The sequence below is a fragment of the Aphanothece sacrum FPU1 genome (genome assembly GCF_003864295.1).
In the GTDB taxonomy this organism is placed as follows: Bacteria; Cyanobacteriota; Cyanobacteriia; order Cyanobacteriales; family Microcystaceae; genus Aphanothece_B; species Aphanothece_B sacrum.
This window is the reverse complement of record NZ_BDQK01000013.1, coordinates 374,142-399,992: the sequence shown is the minus strand read 5'-3', so window position 1 is coordinate 399,992 and position 25,851 is coordinate 374,142. Positions and strand designations below refer to the sequence as shown.

Annotated in this window: 24 protein-coding genes; 12 read left to right on the top strand and 12 right to left on the bottom strand. The window is 38.4% G+C overall.

The features are described 5' to 3' along the window. The first annotated feature begins 105 nt into the window (after positions 1 to 105). Positions 106 to 1,491 carry an aromatic ring-hydroxylating dioxygenase subunit alpha gene (locus AsFPU1_RS12485; RefSeq protein ID WP_124976786.1) on the top strand — a complete coding sequence of 462 codons (1,386 nt, stop codon included), beginning with the start codon at positions 106 to 108 and terminating at the stop codon, positions 1,489 to 1,491. An 89-nt stretch (positions 1,492 to 1,580) separates the two neighbouring features. Here the strand turns inward: AsFPU1_RS12485 and AsFPU1_RS12480 are convergent, their stop codons facing one another. From AsFPU1_RS12480 to AsFPU1_RS12470, 3 genes are all read right to left on the bottom strand, one after another. Next, the gene (locus tag AsFPU1_RS12480; protein WP_124976784.1) at positions 1,581 to 1,829 is read right to left on the bottom strand and encodes a DUF6737 family protein; all 249 of its coding nucleotides are present in this window, start codon (positions 1,827 to 1,829) and stop codon (positions 1,581 to 1,583) included. 147 nt (positions 1,830 to 1,976) lie between these two features. After that, positions 1,977 to 2,333 carry an NAD(P)H-quinone oxidoreductase subunit M gene (locus AsFPU1_RS12475; protein ID WP_124976782.1) on the bottom strand — a complete coding sequence of 119 codons (357 nt, stop codon included), beginning with the start codon at positions 2,331 to 2,333 and terminating at the stop codon, positions 1,977 to 1,979. A 197-nt stretch (positions 2,334 to 2,530) separates the two neighbouring features. Next, the gene (locus tag AsFPU1_RS12470; RefSeq protein ID WP_124976780.1) at positions 2,531 to 3,043 is read right to left on the bottom strand and encodes an inorganic diphosphatase; all 513 of its coding nucleotides are present in this window, start codon (positions 3,041 to 3,043) and stop codon (positions 2,531 to 2,533) included. A 651-nt stretch (positions 3,044 to 3,694) separates the two neighbouring features. Here AsFPU1_RS12470 and AsFPU1_RS12465 point away from each other — a divergent pair. From AsFPU1_RS12465 to AsFPU1_RS12445, 5 genes are all read left to right on the top strand, one after another. Next, the gene (locus AsFPU1_RS12465; protein ID WP_124976778.1) at positions 3,695 to 4,738 is read left to right on the top strand and encodes an aspartate-semialdehyde dehydrogenase; all 1,044 of its coding nucleotides are present in this window, start codon (positions 3,695 to 3,697) and stop codon (positions 4,736 to 4,738) included. A gap of 56 nt (positions 4,739 to 4,794) precedes the next feature. Further along, positions 4,795 to 5,685 carry a 4-hydroxy-tetrahydrodipicolinate synthase gene (gene dapA / locus AsFPU1_RS12460; RefSeq protein ID WP_124976776.1) on the top strand — a complete coding sequence of 297 codons (891 nt, stop codon included), beginning with the start codon at positions 4,795 to 4,797 and terminating at the stop codon, positions 5,683 to 5,685. Positions 5,686 to 5,832: 147 nt separating this feature from the next. Next, complete coding sequence (locus tag AsFPU1_RS12455; RefSeq protein ID WP_124976774.1) at positions 5,833 to 7,605, top strand: ribonuclease J; 1,773 nt, start codon at positions 5,833 to 5,835, stop codon at positions 7,603 to 7,605. Positions 7,606 to 7,768: 163 nt separating this feature from the next. Beyond that, positions 7,769 to 8,230 (top strand): ATP-dependent zinc protease family protein, encoded by a 462-nt coding sequence (locus AsFPU1_RS12450; protein ID WP_124976772.1) that lies wholly within the window; start codon positions 7,769 to 7,771, stop codon positions 8,228 to 8,230. A 40-nt stretch (positions 8,231 to 8,270) separates the two neighbouring features. Continuing rightward, positions 8,271 to 9,059, top strand: a complete 789-nt coding sequence (locus tag AsFPU1_RS12445) for a WecB/TagA/CpsF family glycosyltransferase (RefSeq protein ID WP_227875719.1) — start codon at positions 8,271 to 8,273, stop codon at positions 9,057 to 9,059. 176 nt (positions 9,060 to 9,235) lie between these two features. Here AsFPU1_RS12445 and AsFPU1_RS12435 read toward each other — a convergent pair whose 3' ends face one another. The 3 genes from AsFPU1_RS12435 to AsFPU1_RS12425 all read right to left on the bottom strand — a co-directional run bounded on the left by AsFPU1_RS12435 (position 9,236) and on the right by AsFPU1_RS12425 (position 12,114). After that, positions 9,236 to 9,541 (bottom strand): shikimate dehydrogenase, encoded by a 306-nt coding sequence (locus tag AsFPU1_RS12435; RefSeq protein ID WP_124976766.1) that lies wholly within the window; start codon positions 9,539 to 9,541, stop codon positions 9,236 to 9,238. Positions 9,542 to 9,926: 385 nt separating this feature from the next. Then, complete coding sequence (locus tag AsFPU1_RS12430; protein ID WP_124976764.1) at positions 9,927 to 10,580, bottom strand: Uma2 family endonuclease; 654 nt, start codon at positions 10,578 to 10,580, stop codon at positions 9,927 to 9,929. A 58-nt stretch (positions 10,581 to 10,638) separates the two neighbouring features. After that, positions 10,639 to 12,114, bottom strand: a complete 1,476-nt coding sequence (locus tag AsFPU1_RS12425; protein WP_124976762.1) for a BCD family MFS transporter — start codon at positions 12,112 to 12,114, stop codon at positions 10,639 to 10,641. A 187-nt stretch (positions 12,115 to 12,301) separates the two neighbouring features. Between AsFPU1_RS12425 and AsFPU1_RS12420 the strand changes: the two genes are divergently transcribed. Continuing rightward, positions 12,302 to 13,438, top strand: coding sequence for a type I restriction endonuclease (locus AsFPU1_RS12420; protein ID WP_124976760.1), 1,137 nt, complete (start codon positions 12,302 to 12,304; stop codon positions 13,436 to 13,438). A 97-nt stretch (positions 13,439 to 13,535) separates the two neighbouring features. Next, positions 13,536 to 15,542 carry an excinuclease ABC subunit UvrB gene (gene uvrB, locus AsFPU1_RS12415; protein ID WP_125061112.1) on the top strand — a complete coding sequence of 669 codons (2,007 nt, stop codon included), beginning with the start codon at positions 13,536 to 13,538 and terminating at the stop codon, positions 15,540 to 15,542. A 7-nt stretch (positions 15,543 to 15,549) separates the two neighbouring features. Here uvrB and AsFPU1_RS12410 read toward each other — a convergent pair whose 3' ends face one another. Beyond that, positions 15,550 to 15,660 carry an NAD synthetase gene (locus AsFPU1_RS12410; protein ID WP_125061111.1) on the bottom strand — a complete coding sequence of 37 codons (111 nt, stop codon included), beginning with the start codon at positions 15,658 to 15,660 and terminating at the stop codon, positions 15,550 to 15,552. Positions 15,661 to 15,724: 64 nt separating this feature from the next. After that, on the bottom strand, positions 15,725 to 16,171 hold the full coding sequence (locus AsFPU1_RS12405; protein ID WP_124976632.1) for a hypothetical protein: 447 nt from the start codon (positions 16,169 to 16,171) through the stop codon (positions 15,725 to 15,727). Positions 16,172 to 16,474: 303 nt separating this feature from the next. Here AsFPU1_RS12405 and AsFPU1_RS12400 point away from each other — a divergent pair, with 303 nt between their 5' ends. Both AsFPU1_RS12400 and AsFPU1_RS12395 read left to right on the top strand, forming a co-directional pair. Continuing rightward, complete coding sequence (locus tag AsFPU1_RS12400; RefSeq protein ID WP_124976630.1) at positions 16,475 to 16,942, top strand: helix-turn-helix domain-containing protein; 468 nt, start codon at positions 16,475 to 16,477, stop codon at positions 16,940 to 16,942. Between the two features lie 8 nt (positions 16,943 to 16,950). After that, positions 16,951 to 17,826, top strand: coding sequence for a PIN domain-containing protein (locus AsFPU1_RS12395; RefSeq protein ID WP_124976628.1), 876 nt, complete (start codon positions 16,951 to 16,953; stop codon positions 17,824 to 17,826). Between the two features lie 50 nt (positions 17,827 to 17,876). Here the strand turns inward: AsFPU1_RS12395 and pruA are convergent, their stop codons facing one another. The 4 genes from pruA to AsFPU1_RS12375 form a co-directional block, all read right to left on the bottom strand. Further along, positions 17,877 to 20,849: an L-glutamate gamma-semialdehyde dehydrogenase gene (gene pruA / locus AsFPU1_RS12390; protein ID WP_124976626.1), complete on the bottom strand. Its 2,973-nt coding sequence runs from the start codon at positions 20,847 to 20,849 to the stop codon at positions 17,877 to 17,879. A gap of 217 nt (positions 20,850 to 21,066) precedes the next feature. Continuing rightward, positions 21,067 to 21,366, bottom strand: a complete 300-nt coding sequence (locus AsFPU1_RS12385) for a hemolysin XhlA family protein (RefSeq protein WP_124976624.1) — start codon at positions 21,364 to 21,366, stop codon at positions 21,067 to 21,069. 220 nt (positions 21,367 to 21,586) lie between these two features. After that, complete coding sequence (gene msrB / locus AsFPU1_RS12380) at positions 21,587 to 21,997, bottom strand: peptide-methionine (R)-S-oxide reductase MsrB (protein WP_124976622.1); 411 nt, start codon at positions 21,995 to 21,997, stop codon at positions 21,587 to 21,589. 110 nt (positions 21,998 to 22,107) lie between these two features. After that, positions 22,108 to 22,899 (bottom strand): glutathione S-transferase, encoded by a 792-nt coding sequence (locus AsFPU1_RS12375; protein ID WP_124976621.1) that lies wholly within the window; start codon positions 22,897 to 22,899, stop codon positions 22,108 to 22,110. 548 nt (positions 22,900 to 23,447) lie between these two features. Here AsFPU1_RS12375 and murD point away from each other — a divergent pair. After that, complete coding sequence (murD, locus tag AsFPU1_RS12370) at positions 23,448 to 24,815, top strand: UDP-N-acetylmuramoyl-L-alanine--D-glutamate ligase (protein ID WP_124976620.1); 1,368 nt, start codon at positions 23,448 to 23,450, stop codon at positions 24,813 to 24,815. 569 nt (positions 24,816 to 25,384) lie between these two features. After that, the gene (rimP, locus tag AsFPU1_RS12365; protein ID WP_124976619.1) at positions 25,385 to 25,846 is read left to right on the top strand and encodes a ribosome maturation factor RimP; all 462 of its coding nucleotides are present in this window, start codon (positions 25,385 to 25,387) and stop codon (positions 25,844 to 25,846) included. Positions 25,847 to 25,851 lie beyond the last annotated feature (5 nt).

Genomic DNA, 25,851 nt, shown 5'->3' with positions numbered 1-25,851 from the left:
GGGGTTTCCCCAAGTAGAGGAAGTGGTGTTTGAGGCACGAAACCCAACACCCAACTACAATTATTAAATAGCTTAATGTACAAACCTTATTAATTTTTAAACTTTGTGCTATCTTTACTTAATTCCCTCGAAAATTCAAGCTTAACTGCAGGTGGAATCAACCCCGAATTTTTTGACCCCAAAGAAGTGTGGTATCCTGTCCATTATGTTGAAGATTTAGACAAAACTAAACCCACTCCTTTTACCCTATTAGACATTAATTTAGTCATCTGGTGGGACGAAAAACTAAACACTTGGCAGGTATTTGAAGATAAATGTCCTCATCGTTTAGCCCCCCTATCCCAAGGCAGAATTAATGAACAAGGATGTTTAGAATGTCCTTATCATGGTTGGGCTTTTTCAGGAACCGGCCAATGTCAAATTATTCCTCAACAACTCCCAGGAAGTCAAGCGGAAACCTCCGTCAGAGCATCTGTAAGGGCATTTCCTATCATAGTACGTCAAGGACTTTTATTTGTCTATGGAGGTAATCCCGAAAATGCGGTAAAAACAGCCGTTCCTGTGGTTGATATCTTAGAAAAAGAGCCTGAAGGTTGGATTTGTCTGAATACCTTCCGAGACCTACCCTATGATGCTTTTACCTTAATGGAAAATGTCCTAGATTCGAGTCACCTTCCCTATACTCATCATCTTAGCGTAGGCAACCGCAAAAATGCCGCCCCTGTAGAATTAGAGGTGATAGAATCGGGAAAATGGGGATTTAAAGGAGTTTGGGAAGAAGGCCCCCGTAAAGGAACATTAGGACGACAAGAAACGACTTTTATTGCACCTGGACTGATGTGGCATGATTTAACTTCTAAACAGTTTGGCCGAACTTTAACGGTTGTTTATGCTACTCCTATTCGTAAAGGAGAGTGTCGAATTTTTGCTCGTTTTCCTTTTAAATTCGCGGCAAAATTACCTGGAATATTTATTAAGTTAACCCCTCGTTGGTACTCCCATTTAGGGCAAAATGGAGTACTTGAAGATGATCAAATTTTCTTACATTATCAAGAACGTTATCTCGAAGAATTAGGAGGTAGTGCTAATTTTAATAAGGCATTTTATTTACCCACAAAAGCAGATTTATTTGTTTCTCAATTGCGTCTTTGGGTGAATCAATATCAGGCTGAACCTTTTCCTAATGTTTCTTTATCTCTCCCCCTTTCTACTGATAGTTTACTAGAAAGATATCATTCTCATACAAAAAAATGTGCTAGTTGTCGTACGGCTTTAGCTAATTTAAAAAGAGTTAAATTAGGACTGATAATACTTGCTACTTTAATCTTTAGTTTGCTACCTTTATTAATATTAATATTAGGTCAAGAAGCAACAATTTGGGTGAGTTTATTAACTTTAATCATACTAATTATGATAGGATTTTGGTGGAGATTAGGTAAATTAGAACGACAATTTTATCAAGGACGAGAAATACCGCCTCGGAATTTATAGCAATTCTCATAAGCTAAGACGCATTTAAACTATATATTGGCAAAGCGCGGAAACAAACCGTCAGTAATCATTCTCTAGAAATATTGTTGCTATTTTATCGGAAAATTCTTTAACTCTTGCTCTAAATATTCTTTAAAAAGTCGGGGATAAATCATTAAAAAATACCCCCACCAAACAACAATTAAAACAGATAAAATAACAGTAAGCAAAAGAATCCTGGTGATAAACCAACCTCCACTAACAATGATGATTCCAGTTAGCAAAATTGACCAAGGTTGACACCACCAAGGCTTATAATCCCAAATATTTAAGGATTTAGGGTCTGAAATTTCATCCATTTTTGACTCTACTATACTGACCGCTAAAATGTTGTAATAGACCTAGAGATTGCTTCGGGGGTATAACGAAAAGTTAATTAAATTAATACTTCTATTGCCCCCTCGCACCTGTGACAGTTAATGAACTATTTGAGGTGTGTTAATCTACTACCTATATTTACCTTCCGTTTCTGGACTTTCAATTTTAGGTAGCCCCATACTATAATTCAAAACCCGGCTATTAAGATTGTAGCTAATTTCTCCATTTTGTAAGAGAGAACGGACAAAATGTTCTAAATCTGAGCCAATACGACGTAAATTATAATCAGTTAAATCCTCTCCACTGCAGGATTCTACTAACTCGTCGAATTTACTGTAAACCCGTTGTAAGGCATCGTCATTCCAATTAAACTCATTATCCGGGTCTACATCAAGGGTTAAGACATTGTCACTGGGGATGAGTTCACTTTGTTTGATTTCAGCCGTATAGACCCGAATATGACGAGTTGTAGACTTTAACAGCATAGTTGTTGCAGGTAAAATAATTAATACTATTGTGATGATATTACTTTCTTCTAGAAAAGGGCAATAAAATCATTGATTGCTTCAGGGGTTATCATCCCCAAGAATCCTGTAGGGGTCAACGGCCGTTGACCCCTACTTAAACTTTTTCAGTAATGCTATAGTAGAAATCTACCCCTTCGCAATGACATTAAAAAATGCTATTTACTCGCCGCTTTAATACATTGTTCCACTAGGGGAAGTACAGCATCTACATCTTTCCAACCTAAAATTTCCGTGACTTTCTTTTCCAAATTTTTGTAAGTACGGAAAAATTCGGCAATTTCGTCTAAACGATGGGGAGCAACATCTTTGAGGGATTTTACGTGAGTATAGCGAGGATCTTTATCGGGAACACACAGAACTTTTTCATCCCGATCGCCCCCATCAATCATCTCTAACATACCAATAGGACGAGCCGCAATGACACAACCAGGGAAAGTGGGTTGATCCATTAATACCATGCCATCGAGGGGATCACCATCATCAGCTAAAGTATTAGGAACAAAGCCATAATCATAGGGATATTGCACAGACGCATAGAGTACCCGATCTAAGGCAAAAGCATTAAGATCTTTGTCAAACTCATATTTATTTTTACTACCTGCGGGAATCTCAATCAAAACATTGATTAAACCAGGTTTAGGCTGAGCAGGAATGAGGGATAAATCCACGAACTCTCTCCGAATGCTTAATAAGGTGATTATTCAAAGAAGCTTAGAGAAAATCTCTAAATATAGCACTACACATTGACGTTAGGACATGGATAAAATCAGCACACCCCATTGTAGGGGTCAAGGGCCGTTGACCCCTACTTTTGCCTTGGCCAGTAGCGATAGAAGCTTCTTGAACCTCCACTGCCGTGCATGCGAGTGGATTCCCATATAGACTCTTAACTAGACTGCAACAGTCCACGCCAGAACGCCATTACTGGGCTGTTTGTTTAACGTTAACGGGCGCACCGACCGCAAACGGATCTAAATTTTATTTATTTGTTGGCCCATGTTTTCAAACTTCAACCTACTAGCCGCGTCACCATTACATTTTCTAGGGCGATATTTGTTCCGACGTTCTAAAGTTGGGGAAGCTACTCCGGAGTGATTGTTTGTGCGCTTTACCGCTAACTACATGCTAAAACAAATTAATTTGTTTTAGCATGTAAAATTCACAAAACTTAATATAAAGCCACCCTAAAACGGCGGGGTTTTAAACCCAATTTTCCAATAATATAAAGCCCCGTCCTTATAGGACGGGGCTTTAAACTCATTTTTCTGGTAAACTATAATAGAAAAATCTATGTCTTCCTCATACGGAGGGATAATCTATTGTCTCAGCCCATTAATGTCGCTATACTAGGGGCAACAGGAGCCGTTGGCACTGAGTTACTCGAACTCTTAGACAGCCGCAATTTTCCCCTTGCTGGTCTCAAACTCCTGGCCTCTCCTCGCTCAGCAGGTAGTATCCTCACATTTAAGGGGGAAAAGCTTAAGGTTGAAACAGTAGAAGCTAGTTCGTTTAAAGGAGTTGACTTAGTATTAGCGTCTGCAGGTGGCTCTACCTCTAAAGCTTGGGCTAACACCATCACTCAAGCAGGGGCCGTGATGATAGATAATTCTAGTGCCTTCCGTATGAACCCAGATGTGCCGTTAGTGGTTCCCGAAATTAACCCAGAAGCTACCGCTCATCATCGGGGTATCATTGCTAACCCCAACTGCACAACGATTTTAATGGGACTGGCAATTTATCCCTTACATCAGGTACAATCCATTAAAAGGGTTGTCGTGGCAACTTATCAGTCTGCTAGTGGTGCAGGTGCTAGAGCGATGGAAGAGGTAAAAATTCAATCTCAAGCCATTTTAAAGGGAGAAAACCCTCAAGCCGAAGTTTTACCCTATCCCTTGGCCTTTAATCTGTTTCCTCATAATTCTCCCTTAACTGATAGGGGATATTGTGAAGAAGAGATGAAAATGGTCAACGAAACCCGTAAAATATTTAATGCACCCACTCTGGGCATTACCGCTACTTGTGTACGGGTTCCCGTATTGCGGGCCCACTCAGAAGCGGTTAATCTAGAGTTTGATGCTCCTTTTCCCGTAGAGAAGGCCAGAGCAATTTTAGCGCAAGCTCCAGGGATAAAATTAGTTGAAGATTGGCAGAAAAATTATTTTCCCATGCCAATTGATGCCTCTGGAAAAGATGAAGTTTTGGTCGGACGAATTCGTCAAGATATCTCTCATCATTGTGGTTTAGAATTATGGCTTTGTGGGGATCAAATTCGCAAGGGAGCCGCACTTAATGCGATACAAATTGCTGAATTGTTAATGGAAAAAAATTGGCTTAAATTAACTGGTTCTCCCCTCACTGTTTAAGCTGAAAAATCTCTTAAAAATACTGACTAAACCCATCATAATTAATAACAAGACGCATGAGTGATCACGGTTTTGGACGGGTAATTACAGCAATGGTAACTCCCTTCGATGAACAAGGAAATATTAATTACGCTGTCGCTGAAGAATTAGCTAACCATCTGGTTGAACAAGGCAGCGATGGGTTGGTCATTTGTGGTACAACGGGAGAATCACCCACATTAAGTTGGGAAGAAGAATATCAGTTATTCCAAGTAGTTAAAAAAGCCGTTGGTAATAAAGCTAAAATTATTGGGGGAACGGGATCAAATTCCACAAAAACAGCCATAGAGGCGACAAAAAAACTTGCTGACTTAGGGTTAGATGGTTCCCTACAAGTGGTTCCTTACTATAATAAACCACCCCAAGAAGGACTTTATAAACATTTTCAAGAAATTGCCCAAAGTGTACCCGATTTGCCCATAATGTTGTATAATATACCTGGGCGGACTGGCCAAAATCTTCTTCCTGAAACCGTGGCTAAATTAGCAGAAATTAGCAATATTATTGGGATTAAAGAAGCAAGTGGCAGTTTAGAACAAGCCTGTAAAATTCGCTGTCTGACCGATACTTCTTTTGTGATTTATGCAGGTGATGATTTTTTAACCTTAGCTTTATTAACAGTAGGCGGGGTAGGGGTTGTGAGTGTTGCCAGCCATTTAGTGGGTCAGCAAATACAAACGATGATAAAAGCCTTTGAAACTAATCAAACAAAGCAGGCCATAGAGATTAATTTGAAACTTTTTCCTTTATTCAAAGTCTTATTTTGTACAACAAATCCCATTCCTATTAAAGCTGCTCTCAGGTTACAAGGATGGAAAGTGGGAAGTGTAAGACCGCCTTTAGTCGAGCTTTCAACTGAATTAGAGAAAGAATTAAAATTAGTTTTACAGGATTTATCTCTGATATAATGCTGACTATTATATGACAATCTAATCTATCACACAACCAGTAGACTTAACCTTAATTATAATTAAGGATTTATATTAATTGCTATTAAAGCAACGATTGTTTGATCACAAATTCACGTAACTTACGATTTAATTTCTAGGAGGCCAATGACTCAAACTACAACTAAACCTACTCTCAAAATTATTCCCTTGGGAGGATTACATGAAATCGGAAAAAATACCTGTATTTTTGAATATGAAGAGGAAATTATCCTCGTAGATGCGGGTTTAGCCTTTCCTACCAGTGAAATGCACGGTATTAATATTGTTTTACCCGATATGACCTATTTACGGGAAAATCGGCATAAAATTAAAGGGATGATTGCCACCCATGGTCATGAAGATCATATTGGGGGTATTCCTTATCATCTCAAACAGTTTGATATTCCTATTATTTACGGTCCCAGATTAGCGATCGCTCTGTTACGAGATAAATTAGAGGAAGCGGGACTTTCAGACCGTACGACTTTGAAAACGGTTGGCCCCAGAGACATAGTAAAAATGAGTGAGTCTTTCTCAGTGGAGTTTATCAGAAATACCCACTCAATGGCTGATAGTTTCACCATAGCCATTCATACACCTTTAGGGGTGGTGATTCACACTGGCGACTTTAAGATTGATCATACGCCTATTGACGGGGAATATTTCGATCTGCAAAAATTAGCCGAACATGGAGAAAAAGGGGTTCTGTGTTTACTCAGTGACTCCACTAATTCGGAAGTTCCGGGGATGACTCCTTCGGAACGTTCGGTTTATCCTAATTTAGATCGCATTATCGCCCAAGCAGAAGGTCGGTTAATGATTACCACCTTTGCATCTTCGGTGCATCGGGTAAATATTATTTTACAATTAGCCCAAAAACATAACCGCAAAGTTGCTGTGGTAGGGCGTTCCATGTTGAACGTTATCGCTCATGCACGGGAGTTAGGCTATATTAAATGTCCCGATGATGTTTTTATTCCCTTCAAAGCAACTCGAAATTTACCCGATGAGAAACTTTTAATTCTGACAACGGGTTCTCAAGGGGAAACCTTAGCGGCCTTAACTCGTATTTCTAATGGAGAACATTCCCATATTAAAGTACGTCCAGGAGATACGATTGTTTTCTCTGCTAATCCTATCCCTGGTAATACTATTGCGGTGGTCAATACCATTGATCGATTGATGATACAAGGGGCCAAGGTGATTTATGGTCGAAATCAAGGTATTCACGTTTCTGGTCATGGGGCCCAAGAAGAACAGAAATTGATGTTAGCGTTGACCCGTCCTAAATTCTTCATTCCCGTTCATGGAGAACACCGGATGTTGGTAAAACACGCTCAAACGGCTCAAAGTGTGGGGGTTCCTGCGGAAAATATGGTCATTATCAGAAATGGGGATATTGTTGAGTTATCGGCTGATAGTATTGGAATAGGCGGTCAAGTTTCTTCTGGTATTGAATTAGTTGATCAGGCTGGAATTGTTCATGAACACGTGATGCTCGAACGTCAACAGTTAGCAGAAGAAGGTGTGGTCACAGTTGCGACTGCCATTAACTGGGAGGGTAAATTGTTAACTCCACCAGAAATTCATCTGCGAGGAGTAGTAACCAAAGTTGAGCGTTCTCTGTTACGACAATTGATTATCCGAGCGATTGAACGGTTGTTAGAGGAACGATGGTGTGATTTTGCCCGCGCTAATAATAGCCAGGGATTAACGGTTGATTGGGGGTTCTTACAAGAGGAAATTGAGAGTACCTTACAACGACTAATTCGCCGTGAATTACGGACTAATCCCTTAGTGGTATTGTTATTACAAATTCCTGAACAACCGATTGGACAGGATGCTGCACCGATTAAAACCTATCGTCGTCGTCGTTCAACGGCATCGGTCACTTCTTAAACCAGTGAACAGTTATCAGTTATCAGTTATCAAAACTTTTTACTGATAACTGTTAAAAAATGCAGAAGGGAGGAGGTAGAATTTTAGTATGTGCCAAAAGTTAGAGAATCCTGGTTTTATTACTAAAATTTTGCTTTCTGTCTTCTGCCTTCTTCTATAAGTGATGAAAAATCCGAAATTATTGATTATTGGTTGGCGTGAATGGCTGGATTTGCCGGACTTGGGGATTCAAGAAATTAAGGCTAAAATTGATACAGGGGCCCGTTCTTCAGCTTTACACGCTTTTCATATTGAACCCTTTAAACAAGAGGGAAAGGATATGGTACATTTTTCCGTACATCCTTGCCAGCGAGATAGTCATTATACGGTGGCCACGAAAGCGGAATTAATAGAATGGCGACAGGTGAGAAGTTCGGGGGGACACGCTCAGGTTAGGCCAGTGATTGTTACTATGGTGGAATTAGGGGGTCAGAGTTGGCCGATAGAATTAACTCTAACCAATCGGGATGTGATGGGCTTTAGGATGTTATTAGGACGCGAAGCGGTGCGTAAACGATTTTTGGTGAATCCTGATCAGTCTTTTTTGCTGTCTCCCCTAAAGATTGCAAGATTAAAAGAAAAGTAAAAGGTAAGCTGTATCGAAGAACCTAATCCACTTCATGATTATGTCAATCAATTTACCCCTACTTTATCAGCAAAAAATTATAGGAACTCGTATTGATGGAACTAGTTATCAAGATGCTTGCGATCGCATTGAAAAATGGGTATTAACTCAAACAGCTTGTTATATTGTTGCTGCTAATGTTCATGTCGTTATGATGGGATATTGGCAGAAAAATTATCAACAAATCATTAATAATGCAACATTAGTTACCCCTGATGGAATGCCTTTAGTTTGGGGTTTACGATTGTTAGGTTTTAAGAGACAATCAAGAGTATATGGCCCAGATTTAATGTTAGCTTGGTGTGAGCGAGCAGAGCAAGTAGGTATTCCTATTTTTCTGTATGGAGGTACTTCTACCATGCTTAATAAACTACAAATAAATCTTAGCCAACAGTTTCCTAATTTAATAATTGCGGGTGTTTATTCTCCTCCTTTTCGTCCCCTAACAACAGAAGAAGAAGAAAGCGATCGCCAAATGATTATTAATTCTGGGGCCAAAGTTGTCTTTGTTGGGTTAGGATGTCCCAAACAGGAAGAATGGATGTCGAACCAGGTAGAAAAATTACCCCTAGTGATGATAGGAGTGGGGGCCGCATTTAGCTTTCATAGTGGAGAAGTTTCTCAGTCTCCCCGATGGATGATGAATTTAGGATTAGAATGGTTATATCGCTTGTCTGCGGAACCTAAACGGTTATGGCAACGATATTTAATTAATAATCCCTGTTTTGTGCTGCTTTTTGCCTATCAGTTAGGGAAACACTGGTTAAATTGGCAGAAAACACGGGTTTGACTCCTATTTCTTGTCAAAAAATCAACCGAAAACTCAATTTTGGAAAAATTAAGGCAAAAGTGAGGGAAACAGCGCGGGTCACGCAGGATGTCAAAAGGATAAATCCAGTCTCAATGACAGGATTTGAACTGGAAACTTTTAATGAAGTAAGCCAGCTTGATTAAGCTGGCTTTTTCTTATGGGAGGTTGGGAACAAGACGGAAAACCAAAGTTAATAAAGCGGTTGATACAGCTACGACAATAGGAACAATCAGGGAACGGAAACCTTGCAAGTCGGAAATAGCCTTAACCATAGTGGCTTGCTCACCTTCCACCTTTTCGAGTCGCTTGTCCATACCGATTACTTTCTCACTTAATTTTGCTATCTCTACCTCAATGGTGTTGAGCTTGTCTAGTTTGGTGTTTATGTCTTTAATGTCTTGCTTAAGCTCTTTTAGCACTTCTTCTAACGGGTAAGTGACAGTTATGGGTGTTTGGCTCATGGGTTAAACTCCTACTAGAGAATGTTTTCTGTTGTCCCCTAGTTACCGCTAGGGGACTAATTTTATTATGAGCTACCACACGGCTTGGAAAAGGAGAATCTGAATTCCTTATAGAACCCATTTGGGATCTTTTTAGCCAAGGTTAGACACTTACTGCGATCGCCATCTAGTTGACTCTTCAATTGTCTCTAAATAGTCTTGTAAGTAGTCGGACATAAATAAACAATACTATGTTAAGAAATGTAACTAGGTTGTAACCCCTCTCCGGCGCTCCGGCGCTCCCCTGCTCACTTCACCGTAACGTTTATTTTTGTTCAGTTACTTATCGCTTCTTTGATATTTTCAATGGCTATTGAAACTGGTTTCATCTCAAACAATTATTATTTTAACTATTTTGAGTTAGTGAAAGATGAAGTTCACGTAGCATTTGACTAGTTCCTTTTTCAAAAGCTTGTTGTACAAGTTTAGGGATAATTTGCACGATATTGATATCAGGAAAAATTAGGCTGTTTGCTGTTTCCACATAGCCTTCTTCCTGCAAAAGATGAATTTTCAGGCAATTATTGTCATAAATCCAAACCTCTGGTACTCCAATCACTTGATAGGCTTCCATGGTCGTCTTTGAGGTAACATCAGATTCAATGGCTAAATCGGGCGGTGGATCGATCGCCATATCCATCCGAAAAAGGCTACGAACTTGTGGCGCATTATCAATATAAAAGCAGGTATCGGGTTCTAGACCTGCTTTTTTAGGTTTTTTAAAGGTGGTTGAACCAAAATCCTCCCAATTTCTATTTTGGGCATCTAAAAAGGCTTTTACTATATCTGAAATGATACGATGCGGACGTTCATGGGCGGGTAACGGGGACATGAGTTCTAGGGTTTCATGACAGTAATTAACACGAGGAATACGGCGATCGCCCCCCAATTCCTCTAATAATGCTTCATAGTCGTCCCAACTAACCTGTTCAATGAGGACATGACTGCCAGGGGATAAATTTAGGGTGCTGATGGAGAATGTTACAGGGGAAGCAACCATATTAGTGACATAGAGATATTATTATCATATTCTAGGCGGAATATTTCGCCTCATGAGTCTAGTCTAACTCTCCTTCCATCACTGCGGAAATAGCAGCCCTAGCATTATCTTTAAATTCTCTCACATCTACCCTTCCTAATAACCAAATTGCCCCTAACATTCCCATCGCTTGCAGAGCAAAAACTAACCCATAAGCTAACATGGGACTAGAAAAGAGCATTTTGCCAAAATTTAAGAAAACACCCCCTAAAACTGTCGAAATTCCTCTGGCCATGGATTGGGCTAACCCCCAAGCTCCAATAAAGGTTCCAGCCGTTTCTGCTGCAGTTAAATCTAACATTAAACTGGTGGCCCCTGCTGTAATCATTCCTGATGCTAACCCAAATAACAATAACCCTGACTTGAGCAAACTCGGACTATTCATTACCCCGGCCAAAATAATGACACTAAAACAGGCCGACGCTAAAATACAGCCAATTCTCGTGGTTTTTTGCTTGCCTAAACGGGGTAATACTAAAAATCCTGTGGAAGCGATACCAAAAAGGGTTCCTGAACCATAAAAGGCGTTTAACTGGGTAGTTTCAGAAATACACATCCCAAACACTTCACCTCCATAAGGTTCCATCACCGCATCTTGCATAAATAAACTGAGGGTAAGTATTAACAAAAAGCTGAAAAATCGCCCAGTTTGACGATTCGCGGTTAATACTCCTAATGCTTTTCCCAAGGTAATTTGATCTTCTCTTTCAACTAAGGTAGAACGAAAACGAAAACGAGAATAACGAGACTCTACACCCCAAGTGGCCAAGAAACATAAACTTAAGACCACCCCAGGCATGATAATAAATACAGGATTAACGATCGCTTGCAGTTTGGCAATATCAACAATTTTGCTGGTTTGGGTGGGGTCATAAGATAAAATGGCAGTCCCGCAAATTTCAGGAGTATTGAGCAATTTTGAGCTAATAATGGCCCCAACCACAATACCCACCATCAACATTGACCAGACAATACCCACCAGTTGCGAGCGGTTATCCTCATCGGAAACATCCACCAGCAAGGCGGCAAAGGGCGTAGAACTCGCGCTGAGGCCTAATCCATAGAGAGCAAACACTAACCCTAATATACCCGCCCAACCATAGGTAATGCCAGTCCAACCGTTTGTTTGCACACTTGTCCCTAACTGCCACACTACTTGCAGGGCCACAAATGCCAAAACAGTAAACAGCATTGCACCTATCCAGACATAACCAGTACGATGATATTTGCCAATAGTTTTACTATCGGACATTTGCCCAAACCAAATCCGTAGGGGGCTGACGAATTGATACATGGCGATCGCAGCCGCAGCTATCCCAGGGAGAATGGTCAATTCATCAATCATAATGCGGTTGATGACTCCCAGTGTTAACAAGGACATAATTCCTAACCCCATTTGGAATAGTCCTAAACGGAACATGGTCAATAAGTTAAGTTTTGGCAGTGGTTTTTGGGAACTTGAGAAGGAAGTCTTAGAAAAATCAGGGGTTGTCATTTTGAGTTATTACAGTTTATCTAGGGTGTTTAGGCTAACGCACTCAATTTTAAAATAGAATTATGTCAATTTTGCGCCATTTATGGTATGATCAAAATAATTAAGATAATTTTTGATAAATGTGTTAGAAATTTTTTTTTGGGGATTACTAGAAATAAGCCCATTGTAAGACTTAGTAGGAGACAATATGGATTTAGTTGACAGACTCAAAGGGATCGCGCAGCAGGTTGATAAGCTACAGTCCCAAATTCAAAATGAGCAAGCCACGAAGACAGCTTTTATTATGCCTTTTATCCAAGCATGGGGGTATGATGTCTTTAATCCCATAGAAGTTCATCCTGAATATACAGCAGATTTACCAGGATTAAAAGGAGAAAAAGTTGACTATGCTATTTGTTTAAACGATAAACCCATCATCTTAATTGAGTGTAAATGGTGTGGGGATAATCTTGAGAATCCTAAACATAATTCCCAACTTCATCGATATTTTCATTCAACAGAAGCGAAGTTTGGTGTCTTAACTAATGGTATTATCTATCGGTTTTATACTGATACAGATAAAGACAATATAATGGATGATAAACCGTTCTTTGAATTTAATGTTTTAAATTTTGATGAATCTTCACTCAATGAACTCAAGCGGTTTTCTAAGTCTAACTTTAATCTTGATGATCTTGAAAATGTTGCTAGAAACCTTTTATATACCAAAGAAATTAAACGGGTAATTTCTGAGCAATTATCTAATCCTTGCACTGATTTTGTTAAATTTTTTGTTACTCATGTTTACTCTGGAAGAATGACATCTGGCGTGATCGAGAAGTTCACAGAAATTACTCAGCGTTCTCTTAAAGAATATATTAATGAACGGATTAAAGAACGTTTGGAATCTGCCATTAACAATGATAGTTCTTCTAGCTTTATACAAGACTTATCCCCCATTGATAATTTAGAAGAAATAATAACCGATCAATCTGATTCTGAAGATAACGGAATTGTGACAACAGCAGAAGAATTAGAAGGATTTTATATGATTAAGTCAATACTGAGAGAAGTCGTTGACACCTCTCGAATTCAGTATAAAGACACGAAAGCTTATTTTGGGATTAACTTGGATGGAAAAGTAAGACAAACAGTTTGTCGTCTGCGGTTTAATGAAAGAACTGGCCATAAAACTATTTCTATTCTTGATAATACTGATTTCAAGAAAGAAGCAACAACAACTATCGAAAATTTAGATCAGATTTATGGTGTTGCTGAATTTATCAAAGCAAGAGTTAAGTATCTCACAAAAGATAGCTATGCAAATCAACCAGAAAAAGTATAAGTTTTATAGCTTAAGCTCTATTTTATCCCAAAGCTAGGTTAAATAGAGTTATTATGTAGGGGTCAACGACCGTTGACCTCTACTTTTGAATTTTATTATGAATCCTAGTCTATTCAGTTTACAAGCTCCTTTTCAACCTACCGGAGATCAACCCCAAGCTATCAGTCAATTAGTTAACTATCTCCAAGGAGAAAACCGTTTTCAAACTTTATTAGGAGCTACTGGAACAGGTAAAACCTTTTCTATTGCTGCCGTGATTGAAAAAATTGGAAAACCGACGTTAGTTTTAGCTCATAATAAAACCCTCGCTGCTCAATTGTGTAACGAGTTACGACAATTTTTTCCCGATAACGCAGTTGAATATTTTATTAGTTATTACGATTATTATCAACCTGAAGCTTATCTACCTGTGAGTGATACATATATTGAAAAAAGTTCATCTATAAACGATGAAATCGATATGTTAAGACACTCAGCTACTCGTTCTTTGTTTGAGCGAAAAGATGTCATTGTAGTTGCCTCTATTAGTTGTATTTATGGTTTAGGAATGCCGGCCGAATATCTTAAAGCGGCCGTTCCCTTACAAGTTGGTAAAGAAATTGATCAACGTCAGTTATTACGGGATTTAGTGACTATTCAATATTCCCGTAATGATCTGGAATTACAACGGGGAAGTTTTCGGGTAAAAGGAGATGTTTTAGAATTAGTTCCTGCTTATGAAGATCGAGTCATTCGAGTTGAATTTTTTGGGGACGAAATTGATGCTATTCGTTATCTTGATCCCGTCAGTGGGGAAATTCTTCATAGTCTGAACAGTCTTAATATTTATCCTGCTCGTCACTTTGTTACTCCTGATGAACAATTAGAAACAGCTTGTGAAGCTATTAAACTGGAATTAAAACAACAGATTGAGACATTAGAAAAAGCTGGTAAATTATTAGAAGCACAACGAATTGATCAACGAACTCGTTATGATTTAGAGTTATTAACAGAGGTGGGATATTGTAACGGAGTCGAAAATTATTCTCGTTATTTAGCGGGAAAAAATGCAGGGGAACCTCCAGAATGTCTAATTGATTATTTTCCTAAAGATTGGTTATTAGTCATCGATGAATCTCATGTAACCGTTCCCCAAATTAGGGGAATGTATAACGGCGATCGCGCTCGTAAACAAGTGTTAATTGATCATGGTTTTCGCTTACCTAGTGCTGCTGATAACCGTCCTTTAAAAGCTGAGGAATTTTGGCAAAAAGTCAATCAATGTATTTTTGTGTCTGCCACTCCGGGAAATTGGGAAATTGAACAATCAGAAGATAGAATAGCTGAACAAATTATCCGTCCAACTGGGGTATTAGATCCCCTGATTTTTGTTCGTCCGACTGAAGGACAAGTAGATGATATATTAGGAGAAATTAAAGATAGAGTTAAGTTACAAGAAAGAGTTTTAATTACGACGTTAACTAAACGCATGGCCGAAGATTTAACCGAGTATTTTCATAATAGAGGAATTAAAGTACAATATCTTCACTCAGAGATTAAGTCCCTGGAACGTATTGAAATATTACAAGGTCTGAGAAATGGAGAATTTGATGTCTTAATTGGGGTGAATTTATTAAGGGAAGGTTTAGACTTACCCGAAGTGTCTTTAGTGATTATTTTAGATGCAGATAAAGAAGGATTTTTACGAGCAGAAAGATCCTTAATTCAAACCATTGGTAGAGCAGCACGTCATATTAATGGACAAGCTATTTTATATGCTGATAATTTAACCGATAGCATGATTAAAGCTATTGAAGAAACAGAAAGAAGACGAGGAATTCAAATGGCTCATAATAAGATAAATAATATTACCCCTCAATCGATTATTAAAGGGTCAGGTAACTCTATTTTATCATTTTTAGACATTTCTCGTCGTTTAAATTCTCAACAATTAGAAGAAGTTTATCAAAAATCAGATGATTTACCCTTAGAAAAAGTACCCCAATTAATTGAACAATTAGAAGCACAAATGAAAGAAGCAGCTAAACAATTAGAGTTTGAAGAAGCAGCTAAATATCGGGATAGAATTAAACATCTGCGAGATAAATTATTAGGCAATAAATAAGATTTATTTACTTATCACCCATTCCTAAAACCCCACTCAATAGCATTAACATTCCACCAATTAAGATGGTAAGGGCTAAACTTCCTAAAATCCAATCCAGTATGGTGTTAGTTTCCATAACTCTATCAACTTTCTCGATTTGTCATTTATCTAGGCATATTAGCATAATATGTACTTATTTTTTAGATAACAATTTTCTCTGACTTCATACAGATCTTAGTGGTGGCATCTACTTCTATCCACACCGTTGCACCACTGCAATGCTTTGTATTTCCTGGTCGGTAAACAATTTGGCATTTTCCTTCAAAAGAGACTTCGGAACAATAAGTTACTTTTGAGCCTTTTCTTACAGCAATGACCGGATCTTTAATGTCCTTATGGCGATTAGCCCCAATGATGTTTTTATTCACATGAATAATGGTCGGTTTGATGCGACGCTTGACTCGCCATGTCCCTTGAACGCCTCTTTTGCCTCTGATAATCCGAGGCATACCCCCATAGAGGGGAATTTGCCAACCCTGCTTAGTTTTATACGCTCCTTTGACCCGGTTAGCATAAATGAGTTGCTGTATGCGTTGACGACTTATTTCCAGTAAACGAGACGCTTCAACAATACCAACTGATTCCATAGTACGTAAATATCTTTTAAAAGATTTAACTGTACTATAGCATAAAAAGAAAGCTTATTTTTCGATACTCAAGCTGCTGTTTATTAGAACCTAAGAACTCAAAAAACTTTTTTTGTTCTATTATAAACGACCTTTATATTTCAGATCTTGCGAATATTTCAAATAAAGGATATACTCGAAATGAAAAGTAAAAGCCCATAGCACAATATAAATGATCTTAGCGAAGCAGTTGATCGTGTATCATCAGCCCTTCTATTAACGTCTAGAGAGTTTTTATTGTCCTGACAATAACAGGAGTTTGTCATGTCTACCACTCGTCTAATTAAACATTCAAAAAGTTTCCCGAAAGTTAATCTAAAAGGGGATAGTGGTTTATCTTCAAAAGATACTGACTATTCTCTGTTAGTCAAAGGACACAAAATTCCCCTATCGGAACATGAATATGAAACTATCTCGAATATACTAACAGCTTTGCGGCAAGGCAAATCTGTCACTGTTGTTCCTGATGAAACTTACATGACTACTCAACAAGCTGCTGAAGTTCTCAATGTTTCACGACCTTACTTAGTGAAACTTCTGGAAAATCATGAAATACCTTTTACTAAAGTTGGCAACCGTAGAAAAGTATTAGTGAAGGATTTACTGGCATACAAAGAACAAAGGGATACAGAACGTCGTCAAGTTCTTCGTGAATTTTCAGCGAGTATTTACGAGGACGGATTAGATGAGTTAGACTATGAATCAGTTAGTCAAATCATTAATGAAGATTAATTCTTTCAGTGGAAAAACCCATTGTCGTTCTTGATGCTTGTGTCCTCATTCCTATGCCGCTATGTGATACCCTTCTCAGAGCGGCTGATCAAGATATGTATAAGTTTTACACTTCTCCCAAAATTTTAGAGGAAACGACAAGAAATCTAGCAAAGCTTCTAAAAAAAACACAGAATTTAGATTCAAGCATAGCCGATCAAAAAGCTAAAAAACGAGTAGAGCAAATACAGAAAGCATTTCCAGAAGCCTTAGTTTATCCATCAGAGAGTCTAATTTCAACCCTCGATAATGATCCTAAAGATCGCCATGTTTTAGCAGCAGCTATAGAAGCTCAAAAAATTTTGACTGATGATGGATTTCATCATTTAGTTATCATAGTTACTCATAATCTCAAAGATTTTCCTAATGATATCTTATCTAAGTACCATGTGATCGCTATTTCTCCTGATGAATTTTTGCTAAAGTTAATCAAAATCTATGATTCCCCTTTATTATTTAACCTTTTACAAAAACAAGCAGAAGTTCATAAACATAAAGTTATTGATTTATTAGGAAGATTAGAGAAAGGAAATGTTAGTAAGTTTGTAATAGTAATTCTTAATAATTACTATTCTGATGAAATTATAGAAATAATAAAAAGGATTGAAAATATTATTAATAGATTTGGATGGACAAATAATGAAAATAATAAATTTCTCGTTGGCAAATTTTATAAATTAGTTGCAACCAATCAAGCAGTGATAGTTAATCACCATACAGAAGGGATAATCATTGAGTCAACTTGCAATTCAATTTCTATAAGCAATCTTTCTTGTCAACATCTTAAAAACCTCGGATCTTTTGTTAACCAGGCTTACGAGATAACTTGTTCTAATGCTAATTAAATTCATAGTATAGATTAAAGAGGTAGGGTGGGCATTGCCCACCCTACAAGTTACTCAGCCCCTTCTATGGGTGCAAACCCTTGACGCTGAATATTTTCAGTCACATGACGAGGTTCTAAGAACTGTAATAAATAGTCCGGCCCCCCTGCTTTAGAACCCACACCCGACAACTTGAAACCGCCAAAAGGTTGACGGGAAACAATAGCCCCGGTAATGGTGCGGTTAATATACAGGTTTCCCACTTCAAACTCTTTCTGGGCCCGTTCAATATGTTCGGGACTACGGGAATATAACCCCCCAGTCAAAGCGTAGTCCGTCCCATTAGCCACCGCTAACGCCTCATCAAAGTCCTTAACCCGCATCACTGCCACCACTGGCCCAAAAATCTCCTCTTGGGCGATAGTATGGGTCGGCAACACATCCCCAAAAATGGTCGGCCCCACATAATACCCATTCTCCGGGGACTCCATCTCTAGGGCAAGGGTTGACTCTTGTTTGGCGATCGCAATATACTCTCGTATGCGTTTCTGGGCCGTTGCATCAATAACGGGCCCCACTTGAGTAGAAGGTTCATCCGTTGGCCCAATATTCAGCGATCGCGTGGCTTCGACAAACCGTTCTAAAAAGGCATCATAAACCGGGTTTAAAACGATAATACGGGACGCGGCCGAACATTTTTGACCAGAGTAGCCAAAAGCAGAAAATACCGCCCCTGCCACCGCTTGATCGAGGTCAGAACTTTCATCAACAATAATGGCATTTTTGCCCCCCATCTCTGCAATAACCCGCTTAAGATGTTTTTGCCCTGGTTGTAAAATAGCAGCATCGGCATAGATACGACATCCTACTTCCCGCGACCCCGTAAAAGCGATCACATGGACATCAGGATGATTCACCATATAGGCCCCCACTTGAGAACCTTTTCCTGGCACAAGTTGAAAGACTCCTTTAGGAATGCCCGCATCGACCAATATTTCGGCAATTTTCGCCGCGATCACTGTAGATGTTTCCGCAGGTTTCAATAAGGTACAATTTCCAGTTACTAATGCTGCCACTGTCATTCCAGTTGCGATCGCAAAGGGGAAGTTCCAAGGAGAGATCACTAAAGCGATGCCTCTGGGTTGATAATGATAGCGGTTGGTTTCCCCTGCCACATCATAGCTATAACCCTTATCTAACCGTTCCATCTCACTGGCATAATAACGGCAAAAGTCTATCGCTTCGGACACTTCTGCGTCTGCTTGTTGTAAGATTTTACCCACTTCTACACATATCCAAGCGGATAACTCATGACGGCGTTCTTCCATTAAATCCCCAGCTTTGCGGAGTATTCTCGCTCTTTCACTAGCAGGGGTCTTTTTCCAAGCATTAAAAGCTGCTTTTGCTGCATTTAATGCCTGTTCTGCTTGTTCAACGGAAATTAAACCAATTTGTCCGACAAGTTCGGAAGACTTGGAAGGATTCACCGAGTCAATAATAACCTCAGTTTGTACATATTCGCCGTTAATAAGGGGGAAATAGGTCTTACCGAGAGAATCTTTAACTTTTGCTAGGGCTTGCTGTGCTTTTTCCCGTAAGACTTTCCGAGAATAATCTGTGTCAGGAGCATTGACAAATTTGTCTTTATCTGGTGAAGGTAGGTTTTCCATGGCAACTTGAGGAGGTGCGATTAACTGCTCGATGGGTCTTTCTTCTAAATTTTGCCGTAAGAAGGAACTATTAGCCGTATTTTCCAATAAACGGCGAATTAAATAGGCCATACCTGGTAATAAGTTACCGTATGGCGCATAGACCCGAACCCGATAACCCGTTTTAACCAAGGCTTTGGCTAGTTGATCCCCCATACCATACAATACCTGCATCTCGAAGCGACGGGGGGGTATATTAAGGGTTTGGGCAATGGCAATGGCCCTTGCTTGCGATCGCACATTATGGGAACCGATAGCCGCATATAAATATTCGTGATTTTCCAGCAATAACTGGGTCATTTGTTCATAATTGACATCGGTGGCTGATTTTTGGTTAAAGACGGGTTGAGGCCAATGATTTTGTAAAGATTTGATGGTTTCTTGATCCCAATAGGCCCCTTTAACTAAACGTATTGTAATAGGATAACCCCGTTTTTTTGCCCAAGCAATCAAGTCATGTAAATCTTGTTGAGAGTCTTTTAAATATGCTTGTAGAGTGACACCGATATCAGTTCTGGTAAGAAATTCATCTTCTAACAATAGTTCTTTTAAGATCCCTAAAGTGAGATCTTTATAAACATATTGTTCCATATCAAAATGGACGGCTACTCCTAATTCTTGGGCGCGACGTAGTAGAATCCGAATCAGGTCACAAACTTTGGTTTTGCTGCCTTCTGGGTCAATCGGGTCAAATTGGGAGTAGAATGCGGTTAATTTAACTGATACTTGAACCTGGGGTAATTTTTCCCCTGATGCTTCATCAATTTCTTTAACTATTGACCATTTTTTCGACTCAGTAAATAATTGTTCCATTAAGTCAAGATAGCTTTGTAAATAAGCTTTAGCCTCGGTTTCTGTAATAACAGCTTCTCCTAATAAGTCAATAGTAAAACCCATTTTCTCTTTTCTGAGACGTTCAATGGTTTTGATGACTTGTGGCACAGTTTCGCCAGCAATATATTTAAAAGCGAGAGTTTCTACTGCTTTACTAATAGTAGCGGCTGCTAATTGAGCCGGGGGAGAATTATAATCTGTAAAGTTAAGAATGCCTTTTAATGCACTAGGCAACTCTACCGATTCATCCCCTAAATATTGTTGCAAATGATGAGCGATTTCGGCATTACTTTGTAATGCGGGTAAAGCATCAATAAAATGGAATAATTGCACCCGTAAACCGGGGTTACTCATGGCAAAGCCTAAGAGTTTATCATCCCAGCGCATTTGATCCCCTAATTTCGTCCAAAGAGAACGTTTTTCGCGGGTTTGGGCAATTAACTCTCTGGCGATTTCCTGGGTTTTATTTTCGTAGGTTTTTGAATCGATTTGTGTTACCAAAGTTTAATACTCTCCTATTAGTGTGAGGCGTTCGCAATTTGTCATAAAATTATAGTATATTATTATGAGTTAATGAACATTAAAGAGTTAGATAATTTACAGGAGTAAATCAATGAACTATCAATACAGTATTGTTATTCATAGTATTATTAAAGTATTGAAGATAATGTAATTATAAATTATATGTCTTATCTCCAGAAATTAACCAATATAATCATCATTGAGGGGGCAAAGGTAGAATAATATAGCTCACCACCGTTCCTAATAATGCCGTTCCCAAAATACCAATTAACGTCCATATTTGGGCTTTCTGAGAACCTTTTAATTCTTTTGTGTCTTCTTTTACACTTTCAATATCTTTTTCTAAACTATCAACTTTTTCCTCTAATCTAGCTTGTCCAACTTCTAAGTTAGTAAGACGATTATCAATTTTTTCTAACTTTTGCTCCAGTCTGTCAAATCTTTGGTCAAACTTACCGAGATATTCTTTAAGGTCTTGTTCAATCGTAACTGACATTTTTTTATTCACCTCAAAATAACTGTTATTTTCAATTATATACTGCATCTCACCAAAATTACAGTAAGGATTGGCTATAAAATTAACAATTATCAGTTAAAAGTTTTGATAACTGTTCCGGCGTTCATGGGTATAAGTCCCCTACTATACACCTGATAACTGATAACTGTTTACTGTTAACTGATTTAATAGCCAACCCTTAATTTATTACCCCTTAAACTTATTCCTTGGGAACGAATTTTAAAGAAACTCCATTCATACAATATCGTTGTCCCGTTGGTTGTGGCCCATCAGAAAAAACATGACCTAAATGTCCCCCACAATGACTACAATGCACCTCAACACGAGTCATAAATAAAGAACGATCAATTGATGTTTCAATCCCTCCTTCAAGGGGCGCATAAAAACTTGGCCAACCTGTCCCACTATTATATTTTGTATCAGAAGTAAATAAGGGATGTCCACAACCGGAACACTCATATATTCCCTCACTATATTCTTTATCTAAGGGACTGGTTCCCGCTCTTTCTGTTCCATGTTTTCTTAATACATTAAACTGTTCAGGACTTAAAATTTCTTTCCACTCTTTGTCTGTTTTAGTAACTTCAAATTGCTCTTTTTCTGTTTTCATGAGACTTACCTAGCTAAATTGTTGATCAAAAAATAAACAGCTTTTTCGCTTATGATGGTTGATGGTTTATGAATCATAACTAAAACATAATTTACCATCAACCAATGACTCTAATCAATATTGATTGTTGTCGGAGAACCCTCTGTTTGACTCCTCTTACCAAGAGGTTTACGATACTCCATATATAAGCGATCGCGCCACAGGAAAAAGCTATCATAAGTCATATTATCCGCTAACCCAGGTATTCCTTTACCCTTAAGAGTATCAGGAATATCTAAATAATCCCCAGGGGGTAGCTTTAAAATGATACTTAATCCCGCAACCGCTAAATCAGCTAAAGTCGGTTCATCCCCCACTAAATAGGGACGGTGTTGTAAAATAAGACTCAAAGCTTCTAAATCTTGTTTGAGAGCTTTATTGGCTTCCTTAACTGCATCTTTGCCAAAACCGACACCAGTTCCTAATACACTTAATAAATCACCAGGAACCGCTCCTACTAAAGTCTTTAGAAAGTCAGGTACTTCTTTTGGTAGCACAGAAGTCCGAAAATTAGGGTTTTGATTTAATGCCCCAATAAAGGCAGTTCTACCTTTTAATCCAATAGATTCATCAGCCCATTCTTCAATTAATAAACATTGGCCTCGTAAAACAGGATCATTCGGAATAATAGGCTTTTCTGGATATTTTCTATCTAAATAAAAAGCAATTTCCGTTGAATCTGAAACAATAGTATCTCCATCTTTTAACACCGGAACTTGTGTTTGTCCCGACATCTTATAAAGATCAATTTGTCCAATTCCTGGTGTTACTTCGATTTTACGGTACTCTAATCCTTTATAATCAAGAATTAATCGGACTTTTTCAGAATACTGAGAAACTTCAAATTGATATAACTCCAGCATAGGGCTTCCTCTTCCCAAACAATAATGATTCTAATTATTTACTGTAACGTTTTTTTAAATTTTTGCCACTAATTATTTTAAATCCACCATAATTTAAAATAATATGCTATAATCCCAGGACAGACTAATTTATAGATTAACTTCTTACAGTTTAAGTTAATTGAAATTTTCATATCTTATAAAAATAAATAATTCTACCAGACAAGTTATGCTAAATTATTACAAATGATAGACCTTAACTCGCTCAGAGTTAAGCTATACAAACAAAGGTTGCCTACGCAACCTAAGAATTTAGTCCGCGCAGGCGGACTTAGTCTTTATAGGATCAGACTTAAGTCTGTCATTAATTATCAATTTAGCATAGTAAATCCGATAGAACCAAATAAATTAATTAAAATGGACTAGAATTGTGATTATGAGGTCAGCCGGTCTAGACTTCCATGATTTTAATCAAGTTTATCGTCACCTGATGAAATTGAGAAATTTTTGCGGTCAATTCTTGCTAAAATAAGCAAAGCTTAAAATTAAGGAAGGATGCCACCAAAACGATGGCTATAGCTTATATTATTGGATTGGGAAGATCGGGCATTGCGGCCGCCAAACTCCTTAAACGGGAGGGATGGGACGTGATATTAAGCGATCGCGCTGACTCCCCTAATTTATACCCAACGCAACAAAAATTAGCAGATGAAGGCATTAGCGTTAAATTAGGTCATACCCCTATTCTAACCTCTGATAATTTACCTAATTTAATTGTCGTTAGTCCAGGAGTTCCTTGGGATATTCCCTTATTAGTAGAAGCCCGTGATCTAGGCATTGATACTATTGGAGAATTAGAATTAGCTTGGCGATATCTTAACTCATCTCCTTGGGTTGCCATTACAGGAACCAATGGAAAAACAACCACAACTGCTTTAGTTTCTGCCATGTTTCAAGGAGCAAAATTAAATGCCCCTGCTTGTGGTAATATTGGTTATGCCGCTTGTGAATTAGCTTTATCTCAACAAAAAAAAGATAACGCTCAACCTTATGATTTTATTATAGCAGAAATTAGTAGTTATCAGATAGAATCATCTCAAAAAATTGCGCCTAAAATTTGCATTTGGACAACTTTTACTCCCGATCATTTAAGTCGTCATAAAACCCTAGATAACTATTACTCTATTAAATCCTCTTTGTTACATCGTTGTCGTCATCAAATATTTAATGGTGATGATCCTTATTTACGTCAAGTAGGTTTAGAACAGTGGCCAGATGCTTATTGGACAAGTGTAAAAGGCAAAGATAATTTACTTTGTGATCCGGCGAAAGGGGTCTATTTACAAGATAATTGGGTGGTAGCTTTTGGTGAATTAATTATACCAATTAATTTGTTTAAAATGGTGGGTTCTCATAATCAACAAAATTTATTAATGGCTGTAGCTGCCGCCAGATTAGCCGGAATAGAAAAAACGGCAATCGCTCAAGCGATTGCTACCTTTACTGGGGTTCCTCATCGCTTAGAATTAATTTGTAATGTCCAAGGAATTGACTTTATTAATGATAGTAAAGCCACTAATTATGATGCCGCAGAAGTTGGATTAAAGTCCGTAGAATCTCCCGTTATTTTAATTGCAGGAGGAGAAGCAAAAGAGGGAGATGATACCCGTTGGCTTGAAGAAATTAAAGCAAAAGCAGCAACCGTATTATTAATTGGTGATGCAGCCCCAACCTTTGCTAAACGGTTAAAAGAATGTAATTATAATAATTATGAAATTGTTAAGACAATGGATAAAGCAGTAAAAAAAGGGTTAGAATTAGGGCAACAATATCAAGCTAAAACTGTCTTATTATCTCCTGCTTGTGCCAGTTTTGATCAATATCAAAGCTTTGAGCATCGAGGGGATGATTTTCGTGATTTATGTCAGAAACTATAACTTAGATTGTAGGTTGGGTTGAGGTACGAAACCCAACTTAATATAGCAAGGGGTCTACCATTATACAGATGTTAACATCAGTGGGAATTGCGACCAATTGATAAACCGACCGTAGGGAGTGTCAAAAACCTAATCTAAGTGTTGGGTTTCACTATCGTTCAACCCAACCTACTCAGTTTCTTATTCTTTTAATCACTGATTTGTAGTATAATGGGGTTGATCCGCTCATGGGTGCTTAATAATGCCTTTGAATGGGAGTGTTTTCAACCCGAAATTCAATTAAATGGCTAGTTAACGTCAAGAACCAAGACGTGAAAAACGGGGGAAATATTGTGCTTTCAAGTTTTTTGGAAGCTTTGAGGGATACCTCCTTTTAGGTGATTAAACCTAAATGCTATTGCCGTATAGTGCTTCTTTGTGTCGCATTCTACCGCATAAATGTATCATAAACTTCTAGAAGCAATTCTTCAAGCCCACGTTATGTCCCTTGGAGTAAATGTGGGTAATGTCACTTGCTGATTTTTAATGGAAGTGGGTCAAACCCCGCTTTTTTTATTGTTTGAGTAACCATGACTCATCCTCTGATTCCCAAAATTATTGAATTAGCCACCCCCATCGCCCAAAATTTGGGGTTAGAAGTGGTTGACGTGATATTTCACACCAACAAACGGCCCCCCGTGTTGCGAGTGGATATTCGTAACCCTCTGGGGGATACCAGCTTAGACGACTGTGAACAAATCAGTCGAGAGTTAGAACTGACCCTTGATGAAGCCCAAATTCTTGAAGGAGCATACGTTTTAGAGATATCAAGTCCCGGAATTTCTCGACAATTAACGAGCGATCGCGAATTTATGACCTTTAAAGGGTTTCCTGTACTGATAACAACCTACGCCCCTTACTTAGAGCAGAAAGAATGGCGCGGTCAACTTCTGCGAAGGGATGAAGATACCGTTTATATCAACCAAAAAGGACGAGCGATCGCCATTAAACGCGAATTAATAGCCAAAGTTCAATTAGACACTCACCGTTAAAAATA